A 16,839-nucleotide genomic window follows, 5' to 3' on the forward strand; every position below is an offset into this window, starting at 1 on the left:
CCGCTCCGTGACCAACTGGGTTGCGTTCCGCCACATCACGCCGCCTACAGTTGCCCAACCGGGGGTCGACCGACCCCGCATCCGGGGAGACGACAGGGACGGTGGACGACGTGACGACGGGCGAACCGCTCATCGTGCTGGACGCGGTCAACAAGTGGTTCGGACCGCTGCACGTGCTGGACGACGTCTCGCTGTCGGTGGGTCGGGGCGAGGTGGTCGTGGTCATCGGCCCGTCCGGCTCCGGCAAGTCGACGCTGTGCCGCGCCATCAACAGACTGGAACCGATCAACTCCGGCACCATCACCTTCGACGGTCAGCCGCTGCCGGCCGAGGGCAAGCCCCTCGCTCGCCTGCGCAGCGAGGTGGGCATGGTGTTCCAGTCCTTCAACCTCTTCGCCCACAAGACCATCCTGGAGAACGTCACCCTCGGGCCGGTCAAGGTCCGCAAGGAGAAGCCCGCCGTGGCCCGCGAACGCGGTCTGGCCCTGCTCGACCGGGTCGGCATCGCCAACCAGGCGGACAAGTTCCCGGCCCAGCTCTCCGGCGGCCAGCAGCAGCGGGCGGCCATCGCCCGAGCGCTGGCCATGCAGCCCAAGGCGATGCTGTTCGACGAGCCCACCAGCGCTCTCGACCCGGAGATGGTCGGCGAGGTGCTGGACGTGATGACGTCACTGGCGCGCGACGGCATGACCATGGTCGTGGTCACCCACGAGATGGGCTTCGCGCGGCACGCCGCCAACCGGGTCATCTTCATGGCCGACGGCCAACTGGTCGAGGACGCCCCACCCGCGGAGTTCTTCGCGAACCCGCGCAGCGACCGGGCCAAGGACTTCCTCTCCAAGATCCTCACGCACTAGGCGTCCGTAGTGGAGCGCGCCGCACAATGGCGGGCTCCGTCGAAGAAGGAGAAGAGTATGCGTATGACGCGCGTGGCGGCGGTCGCCATGATGGCCTCCCTCGCCCTGTCCGCCGCGGCCTGCGGCAAGGAGGGTGAGCCGACGCCGAGCGCCGGTGGAAACGCCTCCGGCGCCGCCCAGGGAGACACCTGCAAGAGCTCCGGCGCGACCTTCACCCCGAAGACGGACGCTGCCGTCGCCGGCAGCCCGACCTTCGAAAAGATCAAGACCGCCGGCACGGTCTCCGTCGGGGTCAAGTTCGACCAGCCGAACCTCGGCTACAAGGACGCCCAGGGCAAGCGGTGCGGCTTCGACATCGAGATCGCCCAGTACGTCGCGAGCACGCTCGGCATCGACCCCGCGAAGATCCAGTACAAGGAGATCGCGTCGGCCAACCGGGAGACGGCGATCAAGGGTGGCGAGGTCGACTACTACGTCGGCACCTACTCGATCACCGACAAGCGTAAGAACGACATCTCCTTCGCCGGCCCGTACTTCGTCGCCGGCCAGGACCTGCTGGTCCGCAAGGACGAGTCGTCGATCACCGGCAAGGACGCCCTCAAGGGCAAGAAGGTCTGCTCGGCCACCGGCTCGACCCCGATCCAGCGGGTCCGTGACGAGGGTCTGACCGAGGCGAACAACATCGTCGAGTTCAAGACGTACTCGGAGTGCGTCTCGCAGCTGCTGGACAAGAAGGTCGACGCCGTCACCACCGACGACGCCATCCTCAAGGGCTACGCGGCGCAGAACCCGGACGAGCTGAAGGTCGTCGGCCAGCCGTTCAGCACCGAGAAGTACGGCATCGGCCTGCCGAAGGACGACAAGGCGCTGCGCGACTACGTCAACGACCAGATCGAGGCCGCCTTCACCAACGGCACCTGGCAGAAGATCTACGACGGCACGCTGGGCCTGTCCGGCTCGGCGGGCACCCCGCCGAAGGTCGAGCGGTACTGATCGACCGGCTCGACACGAGTTGCGGCGCCGGGCGGGGTTCGTCTCCGTCCGGCGCCCTTCCGAGAGGGACTGAGAGCGAGGCATGGGCGAGTTCTTCCGCGTACTGACGGACAACGGGCAGCTGTTCGTCGACGGGTTCACCAACACCGTCAAACTCTTCCTGATCGCCGCGGTCGGCAGCCTCGTCCTCGGCACGCTGCTCGGCGCGATGCGGGTCTCCCCCGTGCCGGCCCTGCGCGCGTTCGGCGCCACGTACGTCAACCTGGTGCGCAACACCCCGCTGACGCTGGTGTTCGCGTTCCTCGTGTTCGCGGTGCCGAAGCTCGACGTCAACATCGACTACTTCCCCAGCGCCGCCATCGCGCTGACCGTCTACACCTCCGCGTTCGTCTGTGAGGTGATCCGCTCCGGCGTCAACACGGTCGCCGCCGGGCAGGCCGAGGCGGCCCGAGCGTTGGGCATGACCTTCGGTCAGGTGCTCACGCTCATCGTGCTGCCGCAGGCGCTGCGGGCGATGGTCCCACCGATGGTGAGCGTGTTCATCGCCATGTTGAAGAACACCACAATCGCCGCCGGTTTCTCGGTGCTGGAGGCCGGCGCGATCCCCGCGTACATGGCCGAGCGGGGCGAGCCGCAGTTCGCCGTCCTGCTCTGGATCACCATCGGCTTCCTGATCCTGATCCTGCCGCTGGTGGCGTTGCAACGGTTCCTCGAACGCAAGTGGCGGGTGGCGCGGTGAGCCCGGCTGCGGCGAACGGAAGGTGCGCGGTGAGCGCGAGGAGTGAGCTTGCGAGCCCCGCAGTCGCGAACGGAAAATGCGCGGTGAGCGCGAGGAGTGAGCTTGCGAGCCCCGCAGTCGCGAACGGAGGGTGGCTGAGTTGAGCCAGGCGTCGATTCTCTACGACCTGCCCGGTCCCCGTGCCAAGCGGCGCAACGCGATCCTGGGCGTCGTCTCCACGGCCGGCATCATCGCCCTGCTCGCCTACATCGGCTACAAGTTCGCCGACACCGGCCAGTTCGAGGCCCGCAAGTGGGAGCAGTTCCAGTACGCCTCGGTGCAACGCGAACTGCTCGGCGGCCTGTGGGCCACGCTGAAGGCCGCCGGCATCGCCGCGGTCCTGGCGCTGCTGTTCGGCGCGATCTTCGCCAGCGGCCGCCTCAGCGACAAGTGGATCCTGCGGGCCCCGTCGACGTTCGTGGTGGAGCTGTTCCGCGCGATCCCCCTGCTGATCCTGATCTTCTTCGGCTACTACGTGCCGCTGCAGTACGGCTGGTCGATCGACAAGCTGTGGGCGCTGGTCATCGGACTGATGCTCTACAACGGCTCGGTGCTCGCGGAGATCTTCCGGGCCGGCATCAACGCGGTGCCGTACGGGCAGACCGAGGGCGGGTACGCGATCGGCCTGCGCAAGAACCAGGTGCTGCGGCTGATCCTGCTGCCGCAGGCCGTCCGGTCGATGCTCCCGGCGATCGTCAGCCAGCTCGTCGTGCTGCTCAAGGACACCGCCCTGGGCTTCATCATCACGTACCCCGAGCTGCTGTTCGTCGGTAAGCAGATCGGCGGGCGGTTGCCGTTCGGGCTGCCGTACGTGCCGACGTACCTGATCGTGGCCTCGATCTACATCGCCATCTGCGGCGCGCTGTCGATCCTGGCCTGGTGGTTGCAGAAGCGGATGGGTCGCGCGCCGCGCACCGCGGCGAAGGTGCTGCCCTCGCAGGACGTGGGCGACGCCGTCGGCCGGATGATCTGACCGGGACCAGCAGGCACCTCGGCCGGATGATCTGACCGGGACCAGCACGCACCTCGGGCGGATGATCTGACCGGGACCAGCACGAACGACGGGCGGGTGGCCTCAGCCACCCGCCCGTCGCGCATCTGCCGGTCAGCGGGCGATCTCGGTGACCCGGGACTCGCGGACCACGGTGACCCGGATCTGACCCGGGTAGGTCAGCTCCTCCTCGATCTGCTTGGCCACGTCGCGGGCCAGCACGGCAGCGCCGATGTCGTCGACGTCGTCCGGCTTGACCATCACCCGGATCTCCCGGCCGGCCTGCATGGCGAAGACCTTGTCCACGCCGAGCTTGCCGGCCGCGATCTCCTCGATCCGCTCCAGCCGCTTGACGTACGCCTCGAGGCTCTCCCGCCGCGCGCCCGGCCGACCGCCGGAGCAGGCGTCGGACGCCTGGGTGAGGACGGCCTCGATGGTCTGTGGGGGCACCTCGTTGTGGTGCGCCTCGATGGCGTGCACCACGTCCTCGTGCTCGCCGTACTTGCGGGCCAGGTCGGCGCCGATGATGGCGTGGCTGCCCTCGACCTCGTGGGTGAGCGCCTTGCCGATGTCGTGCAGGAACGCCGACCGCTTGATGGTGGGCACGTCCAGCCGCAGCTCGGCGGCCATGATGCCGGCGATGTGCGCGGTCTCGACGAGGTGCTTGAGCACGTTCTGCCCGTACGAGGTGCGGTAGCGCAGCCGGCCCAGCAGGGTCACCAGCTCCGGGTGGATTTCGGTAATGCCGACCTCGACCAGGGCGTCCTCGGCGGCGCGCAGGCAGAGCTGCTCCACCTCCTGGCGGGCCAGGTCGTAGACCTCCTCGATCCGGTGCGGGTGGATCCGCCCGTCCAGCACCAGCTTCTCGAGGGTGAGCCGGCCGACCTCGCGGCGCACCGGGTCGAAGCAGGAGAGCAGCACGGCCTCGGGGGTGTCGTCGATGATCAGGTTGACGCCGGTCACCGACTCGAAGGCGCGGATGTTGCGGCCCTCGCGGCCGATGATGCGGCCCTTCATCTCGTCGCCGGGCAGGTGCAGGACGCTGACGACGCTCTCGGCGGTCTGTTCGCTGGCGACCCGCTGGATCGCGTCCACCACGATGTGCCGGGCCCGCTGCTCGGCGGTGTTGCGCGCGTCGGACTCGATGTCGCGTACCAGGAGCGCGGCCTCCCGCTTGGCGGACGTCTCGATCGCCTCGATCAGCTCCAACCGGGCGGACTCGGCGGTGAGGCTGGCCACCCGCTCCAACTCCCGGCGGCGCAGCTCCTCGGCCTCGGCCAGTTCGGCCTCACGCTGGGCGATCGCGGACTCCCGGGCGGCGAGGGCGGCGCTCGCCGCGGTGAGCTGCCGCTCCCGCTCGGCGAACCGCTCGACCTCCTCGGTGTGCAGCCGCTCCCGCTCGTCCATCCGGGCCGCTCGCCGCTCCACCTCGGCGGCCTGTTCGCGGGTCGTGGCGGCGAGCACCGCGACCTCCCGCTCGCCGCTGCGGCGCGCGGTCGTGCGGAGCTGCTCGGCGTCCGCCTCGGCCTGCTTGTGCGCCCGTTCCAGCACGGTGTCCGCCTCGGCGCGGGCGTCGTCGAGCACCCGCCGGGCCTCGGCGCGGGCCGCCTTCGCCTCGGCCTTCGCCCCGGCAGCCTCGGCACGGGCCGCGGAGGCGGCGGACTTCGCCACGTCGATCGTGCTGTTCGCCTGGTCGGCCGCGTCGCGCAGGGCGGCCAGGGACTGCTCCTGACGGTCCTTCTCGGCGATGAAGGCGGGATCCTCCGGGGCGGGCGCCGTGCCCAGCCGGCGCAGCGTCCGGATGCCGACCAGCACCGCCGCGACCACGACCACGGCGAGGATCAGGACGGCAGCGAGAAGCACCACGTCGAGGGCGTTCATGCCGGAACCCCGCGAGGTCCATCCGTGCGCCTGTGCCGCCGCCCCGCCATGGCCGCCTCCCCTGAACGTCATGACCGCAGCGACTGTGCCCAGGGCACACTCCTGCGGCTGTGGACGCCCGACCGGAGCGGCTGGCCGTAGATAGCTCTCTCCGCCGGCGGTGCCCTCGGGCATCGTCGGCGACCGGGTGCAGTTGTCGCGGCGTGCCGGACCGGCCAGTCCGGAACTGCCGCCAAAGGCCGTGGAGCCGGCCAAAGTGATGCTGTTCTGTTACGAGATCTATGTTGTGCGCTTAGCCTGCAATGGTCGGGCAATGTGAGCCTGTATGGCGAGGCTAGGTCTCCGAGGGCGGTCTGGTCAAGGACTCATGATCAAACCCCCCGAACGGAGAGAAGTTGCAGCGTCACGCAAAGCTGATGTCGTGTCGGACACGGCAGGACAAAGGCGGCGAGCCGACGCCTTGATTCGACCGTCGTGCCTGTTCAGCGACCGCACAGGTCCGCCGACGGCCCTTCGATGTGACACCCGCGACCCGACGCCGGCCCGTCGGGACCCGTCCCTCCAAGATCGTGCTCGATCCTGGAAGTAGTGGCCTCACCTCGCGCGGACCCCACTGAATCCTGGATCGAGCACGATCTTGGGCGGGCGAGCACGATCTTGGGTGGGTCAGCGCGGGACCGACCGCAGGCTTTCCGCATCGGGTCACGCCCCTACCGCACTCGGCGCGTGCCGCTCAGTCGGTCGGGCGGCTGTCCCGCTCCAACTCGCCCTCGGCATCGGCCAGGGCGTCGGCGTCGATCTGCTCGGCGAACTCGGCCGCCTCGGCGCTCTGTGCGGCGAGCGCGTCCTTCACCGCCCGGATGGCCACGCCGGGCGGGTAACCCTTGCGGGCCAGCATGCCCACCAGCCGGCGAAAGACCGCGTCCGGCTCACCCCGGGCGGTACGCAGTTTGCGCTCCACGAGGCCACGGGCGGTCTCCGCCTCGGTCTCCTCGTCCAACTCGCCCAACGCCTCGGTGGCCACCTCGCCGTCCACGCCCTTGCGGCGCAGCTCGTTGGCGAGCGCCCGGCGCGCGAGACCGCGCCCGGAGTGTCGACTCGACACCCAGGCTCGGGCGAACGCGGCGTCGTCGATGATGCCGACCTCGTCGTACCGGTCGAGCACCTCGGCCGACACCTCTTCGGAGATGCCCCGCTTGGCCAGCGCCCCGGCCAGCTCGGCGCGGGTACGCGGCCGCACGGCGAGTTGGCGCAGGCAGATCTCGCGCGCCACCTCGGACTCGTCGCGCGGCGTGGACGCCTGCTCGTCGGCCGGCGACTCGGCCCGACGACCGCCCCGGCGGGGACGCGGCGGATCGGCGGCGTCGCCCGTACGAGGCGGACTGGCATCCCAGCCCCGCCCCGTACGGGCGCGTCGTCCTGCCATCGGTCAGCGACCCGGTCAGAAATCGACCGGCGGCAGCTCCGGGCCACCGGCGGCGTCGCCCGCGCCGACCCCGACGCCGAGCTTCTCCAGGATCTTCTTCTCGATCTCGGCGGCCACGTCCGGGTTCTCCTTCAGGAACTCCCGGGCCTTCTCCTTGCCCTGGCCGAGCTGGTCACCGTCGTACGTGTACCACGCGCCGGACTTGCGGATGATCGCCTGCTCCACGCCGACATCGATCAGCGAGCCCTCGCGCGAGATGCCCTTGCCGTACATGATGTCGAACTCGGCCTGCTTGAACGGCGCGGCCACCTTGTTCTTCACGACCTTGACCCGGGTGCGGTTACCGACCACGTCGGTGCCGTCCTTGAGGCTCTCGATACGGCGCACGTCGAGCCGGACCGAGGCGTAGAACTTCAGCGCCCGACCACCGGTCGTGGTCTCCGGGCTGCCGAACATCACGCCGATCTTTTCCCGGAGCTGGTTGATGAAGATCGCCGTGGTGCCGGTGTTGCTGAGCACACCGGTGATCTTGCGCAGCGCCTGGCTCATCAGCCGGGCCTGGAGACCCACGTGGCTGTCGCCCATCTCGCCCTCGATCTCGGCGCGGGGCACCAGGGCCGCCACCGAGTCGATCACGATGATGTCGATCGCGCCCGAGCGGATCAGCATGTCGGCGATCTCCAGCGCCTGCTCGCCCGTGTCCGGCTGGGAGACCAGCATCGCGTCGGTGTCGACGCCGAGGGCCTTCGCGTACTCCGGGTCGAGCGCGTGCTCGGCGTCGATGAAGGCGGCGATGCCGCCGGCCCGCTGGGCGCTGGCCACCGAGTGCAGGGCCACCGTGGTCTTACCGCTGGACTCGGGGCCGTAGATCTCGACCACCCGGCCGCGCGGCAGGCCGCCCACGCCGAGCGCCACATCGAGGGCGATGGAACCGGTCGGGATCACGGCGGTCTGAACGACCGGCCGCTCTCCCAGCCGCATCACCGAGCCCTTGCCGAACTGCTTGTCAATCTGAGCGAGAGCAAGGTCGAGTGCCTTCTCCCGGTCAGGCCCTGCTGCCATGGTTGCCACCCCTGCCTTCGCCGGCGTCTTTGCTGAGCTTCGCGTCACGCGGACACGCTAGGCGCTAGGTCCGACAGAAAACCAGCCGACGGGCCGCGAGCTGTGGACGAGCACCCCGCTGTGGACAATAGCCGAACAGGTGTACGACTCGACAAGCGACACGCGGAACCGACGAAAAGGCTGCTCAGCGTAGTCGCGCGGGTACGCGGTCGGGATACGCGGCGCAGACCGCCCGCCACACCACGTTCGTCCGCTCCCCCGCCGACAACGCCTGCTCGATGGTCCGGCCGCCAAGCTGGGACAGCACCTGATCCCGGGCGATGCTGGCCGCGTAGCCCGGCCCGAACGCCTCCTCCAACCGCGCCCAGAAGTCGGTCAGCCGCACGTGATCAACCCTCCTCATCCGGCGCCCCGGTCGGCACCGGGCGCAACGCTAGCGCCACCAGGGGCACGGTCGCGACCGCCGCGAGCAGGGTGAGCACGGGATATCCGGCCACCTGCATGACAAACCCGCTGAGCACCGCGGCACTCGCGCCCGCCAGCCCCATGATCATGTCCGAGAATCCCTGGACGCTCGGCCGCACATCGGCCGACACCGACTCGGAGAGCAGCGTGGAGCCGGCCACCATCGTCCCCGACCAGCCCAGCCCGAGCAGGACGAGACCGACCGAGAGCCGAGGCGTGTGGTGCCCGGCGGTGCCGGCCACCGCGCAGGCGGCCAGCAGCAGTCCGACCCCGCCCAGGATCACCGCCCGCCGGCCGAGCCGGTCGGTGAGCCAGCCGACGACCGGGGAGAACGCGTACATGCCGGCGATGTGCAGACTCAGCACGATCCCGACCAGCCGCAGCACGTCGGCGTCGGCGTGTGACTCACCGAGCCGCACCGGGGTCATCGCCATCACCGCCACCATCACCAGGTGACCCACCGCCACCGCGGCGATGCCGAGCCGGGCGGCGGGCTGAGCGCGTACCACCGACCAGGCCGCCCGCATCCCGGCGCCGTGCGGCGCGCGGGCACCGACCGGCGCGGCGGCCGGCCCGTCGCCACCGCCCGCTGGCGACGCGGCGGTCCCGGCGGTGGGGCCGGGCGCGGTCGCCGCCGCCGCACCGCCCGACGGCACGGCGGCGACCGGCCCGTGACCGTCGGGCACGGACGCGGCGTCGGCCGCCGCGAGTCGCCGCGCGGTGAGCAGCGGGTCGGGCCGCAACAGGCCGAGGAGTACGACGGCAGCCAGCACGAACGCTGCCGCGCTGAACGCGAACGGGCCGGCCAGCGCGGGCAGCCCCCAGCCGGTGGTCACCCGGTCGGCCAGGGCGGCGAAGTTCGGCGCGGCCACCGCGCCGATGGTGGTGGCCCAGACGATCAGTGAGAGCTGGCGACCTCGACGGGCCGGCTCGGCGAGGTCCACGGCGGTGTAGCGGGCCTGGAGGTTGGCGGCGGTGCCGCCACCGAACAGCAGCATGCCGAGAAGGAGCAGCGGCACCGAGTGGGTGGCCGCCGCCAACACCACGAGGACGCCCCCGACGGCGCCCACCGTGTACGCCAGCACCAGGCCGGGCCGGCGGCCGTGCCGGGCCATGATCCGGGTGACCGGGACGGCGAGCAGCGCCGCGCCGACCACCCCGGCGCTCTGCGCGATACCGGCCAGCGCGGTGCCGGCGACCCGGTCGGCGAGCAGCGCGCCGACGGAGATGCCGATGGTCACGCCGATGCCGCCGATGATCTGGGTGGTGAAGAGCAGCCGCATGGTGCGCCGCTGAATCGGCGCGACGTCGAGTCGGGCGACGGTACGCGGCTCGGTCAGGTCGGTGGCCATCGGCGCTCCTCGAGGACGGGGCTCCCATCCTCGCGCACCCACTCCGACCCCGACGCCCCGCAGGCGGCGCCGCCTGCCCCCGCACGCCCGGACGACCCGGACGACCCGCAAGATCCGCGCAACTTCAGGGAAGGTGCTGGCTCGGCGCGCCGGGAAGCAGCAGTTTCCCCGAAGGTGCGCGGATCTTGGCCGGCGTCGGTGGGGGACGCGTGGACGGTCAGCCGGTCACGTCGGAGGGGACGCGTGAACGGTCAGCCGGTCATCACCCGCTGGTGTAGGGAGGACACCGCCGCGCGGGCCGCCACGAACGCGCCGTGCTGCCAGGCCACCTCGTGACTGAGCCAGTCCCCGGCGAAGTAGACCCGCCCGGCCGGCTGGAGCAGCCGGTCGTATCCGGCGGTGCCGTACCGGGGCGAGGTCCAGGCGCCCTCGATGTAGCGGGTGCGGTCCCAGGCGTGCGAGTACGAGGTGACCAGCTCGCTGCGGTACTTGTCGCCGTGGATCTTCACGCCCTGGCTGACCGCCCGCTCCTGGCGCAGCTCGGGGGTGAGCCCGCTGTAGGCCCGGGCGTTCGCCCCGGTGTTGTAGTAGCCGACGACCAGACCCCGCTTGCCGTGGAAGCCGTAGGACGGGTACCAGATGTGCGACAGGTCCAGGTCGGTCTCGGTGATGCCGCCGTAGATCCGCTGGTCGGTCTCCCACCAGCGGCTGCGGTACTCCAGACCGATCTTGCCGGCGGCGGTGACGGGGAAGTCGGCCAGAGCGGCGGTCACGTCGACGCCGAGGTTGTGCGGCACCCGGGCCATCAGGTGCGGTGGCAGCGCGGCCACGCAGTAGTCGGCGGTGATCTGCGACAGCCGGCCGCCCTGGCGATAGGTCACCTCGACCCGGCTGCCCCGGTCCGTCACTCCGGTCACCTCGGCGTTGAGGCGGATCCGGTGCCCGCCGACGGCCTTGGCGAGGGCGCGGGGGATCTGGTCCATCCCACCGACCGGCTGGAACATCAGCATCGCCTGGTCGTAGCCGAACTCGAAGGAGAAGTACCGGCCCACGTTGCTGGCGAAGACGTCGGACAGCGCCGGCGGCGCACCGAGCATGCTGCCGACGTCGTTACCCGCGCCGGGGTACGTGGAGAAGCCGCGACGGCTGGTCCCGGTGTACGCCCAGTCGCTCGCACGCCCGCCGATCGCGCCGAAGCTCTGCAGGAACGACAGCAGCCGCTCCCGGTCCTCGGTGGTGAGTCGCGCGTCCAACGCGCCCTGGTCGGTAGCCTTCGCGAGCATCTCCGCGACGTAGCCGTAGACGTCGGCCTTGGCGGTGCGGTAGCGGACCGGCTCGGTCATCCCGGCGGACTCGTTGTAGATCCAGGCGTCGGCGTTCTGGTTGGTGAAGACCTCGACGGGTACGCCCAGCTCTCGGCAGTAGTCCATGGTGACCATCCACTGTGCGATCCGGCCCGGCCCGGCGTTGAAGTAGACGCCGTCGGAGAAGCCGCCCCGCTGGGTGTGGCCGTCGAGGTCGGTCTCGACGTCGCCACCCCGGATGGTCAGGTTCCGCCCGCCGACGCGGTGCCGCGCCTCCAGGACCGTGCAGTGGTACCCCGCCTTGCCCAGCTCGTACGCGGCGGTGAGCCCCGCGATGCCGCCGCCCAGCACCACGACGCTGGCGCCCGGCCGCCCGGACAGGGTGAAGTCGGACGGTTCCGGCGCCCGGAAGGCCGGCGTCGGCGACGCGGCGGCGCTGGGCGCGAGACCCATGGCGCCCATCGTGGCGAGCATCGCGCCGGCCCCGCCGCTGACCCCGACCGCGCGCAGGAATCCGCGCCGGCTCACCGTCGACTGCGTCTGATCACTCATGAACGCCTCCCCAACAAGATCGACTCACGTGAGTCTGTGGAGGGCGTGTTACACCGATCACCCAACGCGGTTTCCAGGAGGTATCCGGTCTTCTGAATGCCGCGGAGACACTCAGGACGGTGGGTGCCGTGCCACCGAGCGGAGAACGCCGTCCAGACCCTCCTCGAACAGCAGGTCGTCGCCCCACCTGGAGTCGTCGAGATGGCCGGAGGCGTTGAGGGTCGGGTAGGCGTCGGCGTGTGCGGTGACATGGTCGCGGGCGGCGGCCCGCGCGTCCGGGTCGGCGCTCCTGCGCCAGGTGGCTTCGGTGAGCGAGGCGCCGATGACGTAGTTGGCCAGTGTTCGCGTGGCCACGGCGAGGTGGCGGCCACGGCAGCCGCCACGCACCAGCGCCGCCTGGAGGAACTCGGTGCGGGCCAACACGTTGGGACCGAGCATCGGCCGCCCGACCAGGCCCGGCGCCCAGGGATGCCGGAGCATGGCGGAGCGCCAGCCGCGAACGAGGACGCGGATGTCCCCCGGCCAGTCCTCGGTCGCGTCGGGGATCGGCACGTCGCCGAAGATCTGGTCCATCGCCAGGTCCAGCACGTCGTCCTTGGTCCGCACGTGCCAGTACAGGGCGGTCGCCGTCACGGTGAGGCGCTGGGCGAGGCTGCGCATCGTGAGGCCGTCGATGCCGTGCTCGTCGAGCAGGTCGACCGCCGCGCCCACGATCCGGTCGATCGTCAGTGGTGGCCGGCGCTGCGTCCGGGAGGACTCCGAGCGTAGCCACACCGACGATGGAGAACGGCGCTCTGTCATGCCGTCACCCTAATACGGTGGACAGGAAACTTAACGTCGGTAATCTACGTCGAGGTCTACTCCGACACCGCCGGCTGACGCCCTGCCCGACGCGAGCGGGCGTGACGACGCCGCGCGGCTATCCGGTGAGGGCGCGGGCGGCGACGGTGAGGTCGGCGACCAGCCCCTCGTACGCGGCGTCCTGGTCGTCGGCGCGCAGCACCGCGGACGGGTGGATGGTCGCCAGCAGCCGGGTCGGCGGAGCGTCGGCCACCGCGCCGGCGCGGTCCACCGGGACCCGCTGGAAGTCCTCGGGGTGCTGGGCCGACGCGGGCCAGGGCAGCAGTTCGCCGCGCTGCCTCGTCACCCGGAAGGACGGGCCGAGCAGCGCCTTGGCGGCGGTGGCGCCGAGCACCACCACGATCGCCGGGTCGAGCCGGGCAAACTCGGCGACCAGCCAGGGACGGCAGGCGGCGATGTGGATCCGGTCCGGCGTCTGGTGGATGCGCCGCTTGCCGCGCACCTCAAAATGGAAATGCTTCACGGCGTTCGTGAGGTACAGCGCGGCCGGGTCGAGGCCGGCGTCGTCGACGGCCTTGCGCAGCAGCCGACCGGCGGGACCGACGAAGGGCAGGCCCTTCTGGTCCTCCATGTCGCCGGGCTGCTCGCCCACGAGCACCACGCGGGCGCTCTCGTCGCCCCGCCCGAAGACGGTCTGCGTGGCGTCCCGGTACAGCTCGCAGCCGCGACAGCCGCCCGAGGCCGCCCGCAACCCCTCGATGGTGTCGGCATCGGGAGGGATGAACCGTTGGGCGCCGGGGGCGGCGTCGGTCTGCTCGGCCATGCCGACTGTTATATACCTGTTCGGCAGGCCCTGCCGGATACGCCCCAGGTGAAATCCGACGGTCCCCCGTCAGTACCCGCCGCCACCGCCACCGCCGCCGCCACCACACGACGCGAGCGCGATCAGCACGATGATGATCACGATGACCGCGACCGCGACCCCGATCCAGAGCCCTCGATTGCCGCCTGAAGCCATGTCAGCCACCTCCACCGGCGCGCATACCCACCACGGACACGGCAAACCTCCCGACCGGGTCGCCACGGGTCAGGTGGCGAACCCGGACGGGAGATCGGGACGGGTGGCGCGGGCCAGGGCGGCGGCCAGCGGCGTCAGGTCCTCCACGGCCAGGGAACTGACGGTGACGCGCACGGCGGGCGGGGCGGCGATCCGGTAGAGGGCGCCGGGCGCCACCACCCAGCCCGCATCACGTAACGCGGTGACCACGCTGGTCTCGTCCGGCACCGGCAGCCAGACGTTGATGCCGCTGCGGCCGTGGGCGGTTAGGCCGTGCTCGGCGAGGGCGGCCACCAGACCCGTCCGTCGCAACTCGTAGCTCTGCGCCGCACGGCCGACGAGGTCGTCGACCGCCGGGTCCCGCCACAGGGCCAGCACCAGCCGTTGCAGCACGGTGGACACCCAGCCCGCGCCGACCCGCGTCCGGCCGGTCACCCGGGCCACGGTGGTCTCGTCGCCGGCCAGCACCGCCAGTCGCAGGTCCGGGCCGAAGGGTTTGCTCACCGACCGCACGAAGGCCCAGCTCGCGGTCGTGCCGGCAAGCGGGTGCAGGGGTACGCGGGCCAGCTCGGCGGCGTGGTCGTCCTCGATGAGCAGCAGGTCCCGCCGCCCGGCGAGCAGCGCGCGCAGCTCCTTGGCGCGGGCCGCGGAGACGGCCGCGCCGGTCGGGTTCTGGGCGCGGCTGGTGACCACAAGCGCCCGCGCGCCAGCGCTCAGCGCGGCCGCCACCCCGGCCGTGAGCGGCCCCTCGTCGTCCACCGGCACGCCGATCGGGCGCAGCCCGAGGGCGGCGACCAGGTCGAGCAGGTTGGCCCAGCCGGGGTCCTCCACGGCGACCGCGTCGCCGGGGCGCAGGTGGGCGCCGAGGAGGCGTTCGATGCCGTCCAGCGCTCCACCGGTGAGGGTGAGGTCCTCGGCGGGTACGCCGTCGGCGCGCAGCCGGGCGCGGGCGACCTCGGCCAACTCCGGGAGCACTCCGGCCTGCGAGTAGCCGACCGGCGGGCCGGCGTCGGCGGCGAGCGCGGCAAGGTGCGGACCGATCGGGGGCAGCAGCCGCGGGTCGGGTTCACCCCGGGACAGGTCACGCGCGCCGGGCAGGGGCGCGGGGCGCAGCGCGGAGCGACGGGCGGCCACCGGTGGGCGCGGGCGGACTCGGGTGCCGTGCCGGCCGGCGGTGGTGAGCACGCCACGCTGGCGCAGCTCCTGGTAGGCGCGGGCGACGGTCGCCGGGCTGACGGCGAGGTCGGCGGCGAGGGCCCGCACCGACGGCAGGACCGCGTCGGGTGCAAGAGCGCCGGTACGGATGCCCGATTCGATGCTGGCCGAAATCGTGGCGGCCGTCGCCCCGGTGAACTGATAGCGTGCTGACACAAACAAGAGATTGTACTAGAACAAAGGGCCGCGCATGTATCCACCCACCGCCCGGACCACCGCCACCCGTTCCCGCGAGCGGATGAGCTACGACCGCGAGGCGGCACACGCCGTCCTCGACGAGGCGTACCACTGCGCGCTCGGCTTCACCGTGGACGGCGAGCCCCGCGTACTGCCCACCCTGCACGTCCGCGTCGGCGACACCCTCTACCTGCACGGCTCCACCGGCAGTCGGCCCCTGCTCGCCGCCCGGGGCGACGGTCTGGCCGTCTGCGTCGCGGTCACGCTGCTCGACGGGCTGGTGTACGCCCGCTCCCAGTTCCACCACAGCGCCAACTACCGCTCAGTGGTCGCACACGGCACCGCCCGACTGGTCACCGACGCCACGGAGAAGAGCGCCATGCTCACCGCGCTCGTCGAGAAGGTTGGCGCGGGCCGCAGCATTGACAGTCGTCCGCCGAACCGGCGCGAACTGGCCGAGACCGCCGTACTGGCGCTGCCGCTGCACGAGGTGTCCGTCCGCTCGCGCACCGGCGGCGTCCGCGAGGACGAGGCCGACCTGCACCTGCCGCACTGGGCCGGCGTCCTGCCGCTGCGGCTGACCGCCGGGCTGCCGCAGCCCGCCGCCGGGGTCACCGCGCCGCTGCCGGCGTACCTGCGGACGATCCGTACACCCTGGCACGACCCGGCGCCGCTGAGCGGCGAGCACGTCCGCCTGGAACCGCTGGACCTGGCACACGCCGACGACCTGCACGCTGCCACCGCCGACGACGACGTCTGGCGGCACCTGACCGTTCCGCGGCCCACCGAGCCGGCCGGGACCGCCGAGGTGATCGCCGCCGCGCTGGCCGCCCAGCAGCGCGGCGAGCGGGTGCCCTGGGTGCAGCGCTGTGCGGTGACCGGGACGGTGGTCGGCAGCACCTCGTACTACGAGATCGACCCGGAGCGGCGGTCGGTGGCGATCGGGCACACCTTCCTCGGCCGTCCCTGGTGGCGTACCGGGATCAACACCGAGGCCAAGCTGCTGCTGCTCGGCCGGGCCTTCGACGAGCTGGGCGCGGTACGGGTCGCCTGGCACACCGACATCCGCAACGTTCGGTCCCAGGCGGCCATCGAACGGCTCGGCGCGGCCCGGGAGGGTGTGCTGCGGATGCACCGCCAGCGTCCGGACGGCTCGTGGCGGGACACGGTGCAGTACGCCATGACCGTCGACGAGTGGCCGAACGCACAGGCCACGCTGCGGAAAAGACTTCGCCGTACGGCACCGGCGGCGTGATGATGGCGGGCGTGCTGGGGATCACCGACATCTGGACGTACGTGCTGGGCACCGTGGCCATCATCCTGCTGCCCGGGCCGAACTCGCTCTTCGTGCTCTCCACCGCCGCCAAGCGGGGCGTGGGGGCCGGCTACCGGGCGGCGGGCGGGGTGTTCGTCGGCGACGGGGTGCTGATGGTCCTCTCCGCCGCCGGGGTGGCGTCGCTGCTCAAGGCGTACCCACCGTTGTTCCTGGTGATCAAGTACGCCGGCGCGGCGTACCTTGCTTATGTCGGGCTGACCATGCTGCGCGGTGCCTGGCGGCGCTGGCGCGACCGCAACGACCCGACCACGCCGCGGCTCATCGACGCCGCCGAGCCGGAGCAGCTGCGCAGCCCCTTCCGCAAGGCGCTGGTGATCAGCCTGCTGAACCCGAAGGCGACCCTCTTCTTCATCTCGTTCTTCATCCAGTTCGTCGACCCCGGGTACGCGTGGCCGGCGCTGTCGTTCCTGCTGCTCGGCCTGATCGCCCAGGTCACCAGCGCGCTCTACCTGACCGCGCTGATCTTCGCGGGCACGTTCCTGGCGGCCCAGTTCCGCCGCCGCCGTCGCCTCGCGGTGGGCGGCACCACGGCGGTGGCAACGCTCTTCCTGGCCTTCAGCCTCAAACTAGCCACCGCCAGCGCAGGCTGACC

16 protein-coding genes are annotated in these 16,839 nt (G+C 71.5%); 6 read left to right on the plus strand and 10 right to left on the minus strand.

Going from position 1 to position 16,839, the window contains the following annotated elements; translation table 11 throughout:
• Positions 1-101 precede the first annotated feature (101 nt).
• The 4 genes from ACLQ25_RS10860 (at position 102) to ACLQ25_RS10875 (ending at position 3,601) form a co-directional block, all read left to right on the plus strand.
• Positions 102-857 carry an amino acid ABC transporter ATP-binding protein gene (locus tag ACLQ25_RS10860; RefSeq protein ID WP_355053240.1) on the plus strand — a complete coding sequence of 252 codons (756 nt, stop codon included), beginning with the start codon at positions 102-104 and terminating at the stop codon, positions 855-857.
• 57 nt (positions 858-914) lie between these two features.
• Entirely contained in the window at positions 915-1,850 is a 936-nt protein-coding gene (locus ACLQ25_RS10865) for a glutamate ABC transporter substrate-binding protein (RefSeq protein ID WP_425730754.1), read from the plus strand.
• A gap of 82 nt (positions 1,851-1,932) precedes the next feature.
• Positions 1,933-2,589, plus strand: coding sequence for an amino acid ABC transporter permease (locus ACLQ25_RS10870; RefSeq protein ID WP_355053238.1), 657 nt, complete (start codon positions 1,933-1,935; stop codon positions 2,587-2,589).
• A 139-nt stretch (positions 2,590-2,728) separates the two neighbouring features.
• The gene (locus tag ACLQ25_RS10875) at positions 2,729-3,601 is read left to right on the plus strand and encodes an amino acid ABC transporter permease (RefSeq protein WP_425730755.1); all 873 of its coding nucleotides are present in this window, start codon (positions 2,729-2,731) and stop codon (positions 3,599-3,601) included.
• 132 nt (positions 3,602-3,733) lie between these two features.
• On the opposite strand, the gene rny is transcribed toward ACLQ25_RS10875, so the two are convergent.
• From rny to ACLQ25_RS10925, 10 genes are all read right to left on the minus strand, one after another.
• On the minus strand, positions 3,734-5,500 hold the full coding sequence (gene rny / locus ACLQ25_RS10880; RefSeq protein ID WP_425730756.1) for a ribonuclease Y: 1,767 nt from the start codon (positions 5,498-5,500) through the stop codon (positions 3,734-3,736).
• Between the two features lie 733 nt (positions 5,501-6,233).
• Complete coding sequence (locus ACLQ25_RS10885) at positions 6,234-6,926, minus strand: regulatory protein RecX (protein ID WP_425730757.1); 693 nt, start codon at positions 6,924-6,926, stop codon at positions 6,234-6,236.
• A gap of 15 nt (positions 6,927-6,941) precedes the next feature.
• Positions 6,942-7,988, minus strand: coding sequence for a recombinase RecA (gene recA / locus ACLQ25_RS10890; RefSeq protein WP_354884861.1), 1,047 nt, complete (start codon positions 7,986-7,988; stop codon positions 6,942-6,944).
• Between the two features lie 184 nt (positions 7,989-8,172).
• Complete coding sequence (locus ACLQ25_RS10895) at positions 8,173-8,373, minus strand: DUF3046 domain-containing protein (RefSeq protein ID WP_355053234.1); 201 nt, start codon at positions 8,371-8,373, stop codon at positions 8,173-8,175.
• 4 nt (positions 8,374-8,377) lie between these two features.
• A complete protein-coding gene (locus ACLQ25_RS10900) occupies positions 8,378-9,805 on the minus strand; it encodes an MFS transporter (RefSeq protein WP_425730758.1) in 1,428 nt (475 codons plus the stop codon).
• Between the two features lie 251 nt (positions 9,806-10,056).
• Positions 10,057-11,661, minus strand: coding sequence for an FAD-dependent oxidoreductase (locus tag ACLQ25_RS10905; RefSeq protein WP_425730759.1), 1,605 nt, complete (start codon positions 11,659-11,661; stop codon positions 10,057-10,059).
• A gap of 111 nt (positions 11,662-11,772) precedes the next feature.
• Positions 11,773-12,462 (minus strand): TetR/AcrR family transcriptional regulator, encoded by a 690-nt coding sequence (locus ACLQ25_RS10910; RefSeq protein WP_425730760.1) that lies wholly within the window; start codon positions 12,460-12,462, stop codon positions 11,773-11,775.
• A 118-nt stretch (positions 12,463-12,580) separates the two neighbouring features.
• Positions 12,581-13,285 carry a UdgX family uracil-DNA binding protein gene (locus ACLQ25_RS10915; RefSeq protein WP_425730761.1) on the minus strand — a complete coding sequence of 235 codons (705 nt, stop codon included), beginning with the start codon at positions 13,283-13,285 and terminating at the stop codon, positions 12,581-12,583.
• A 69-nt stretch (positions 13,286-13,354) separates the two neighbouring features.
• Positions 13,355-13,480, minus strand: coding sequence for a hypothetical protein (locus tag ACLQ25_RS10920; protein ID WP_425730762.1), 126 nt, complete (start codon positions 13,478-13,480; stop codon positions 13,355-13,357).
• Positions 13,481-13,549: 69 nt separating this feature from the next.
• Positions 13,550-14,890, minus strand: a complete 1,341-nt coding sequence (locus tag ACLQ25_RS10925; RefSeq protein WP_425730763.1) for an aminotransferase class I/II-fold pyridoxal phosphate-dependent enzyme — start codon at positions 14,888-14,890, stop codon at positions 13,550-13,552.
• 34 nt (positions 14,891-14,924) lie between these two features.
• On the opposite strand from ACLQ25_RS10925, the gene ACLQ25_RS10930 reads away from it, so the two are divergent.
• On the plus strand, positions 14,925-16,166 hold the full coding sequence (locus tag ACLQ25_RS10930) for a bifunctional pyridoxamine 5'-phosphate oxidase family protein/GNAT family N-acetyltransferase (protein WP_425730764.1): 1,242 nt from the start codon (positions 14,925-14,927) through the stop codon (positions 16,164-16,166).
• Positions 16,166-16,837 (plus strand): leucine efflux protein LeuE, encoded by a 672-nt coding sequence (leuE, locus tag ACLQ25_RS10935; protein WP_425730795.1) that lies wholly within the window; start codon positions 16,166-16,168, stop codon positions 16,835-16,837. The genes ACLQ25_RS10930 and leuE overlap by 1 nt, the downstream gene beginning before the upstream one ends.
• The last annotated feature ends 2 nt before the right edge of the window (positions 16,838-16,839 follow it).

The organism is Micromonospora sp. DT44 (genome assembly GCF_049841635.1).
Classification (GTDB): domain Bacteria; phylum Actinomycetota; class Actinomycetes; order Mycobacteriales; family Micromonosporaceae; genus Micromonospora.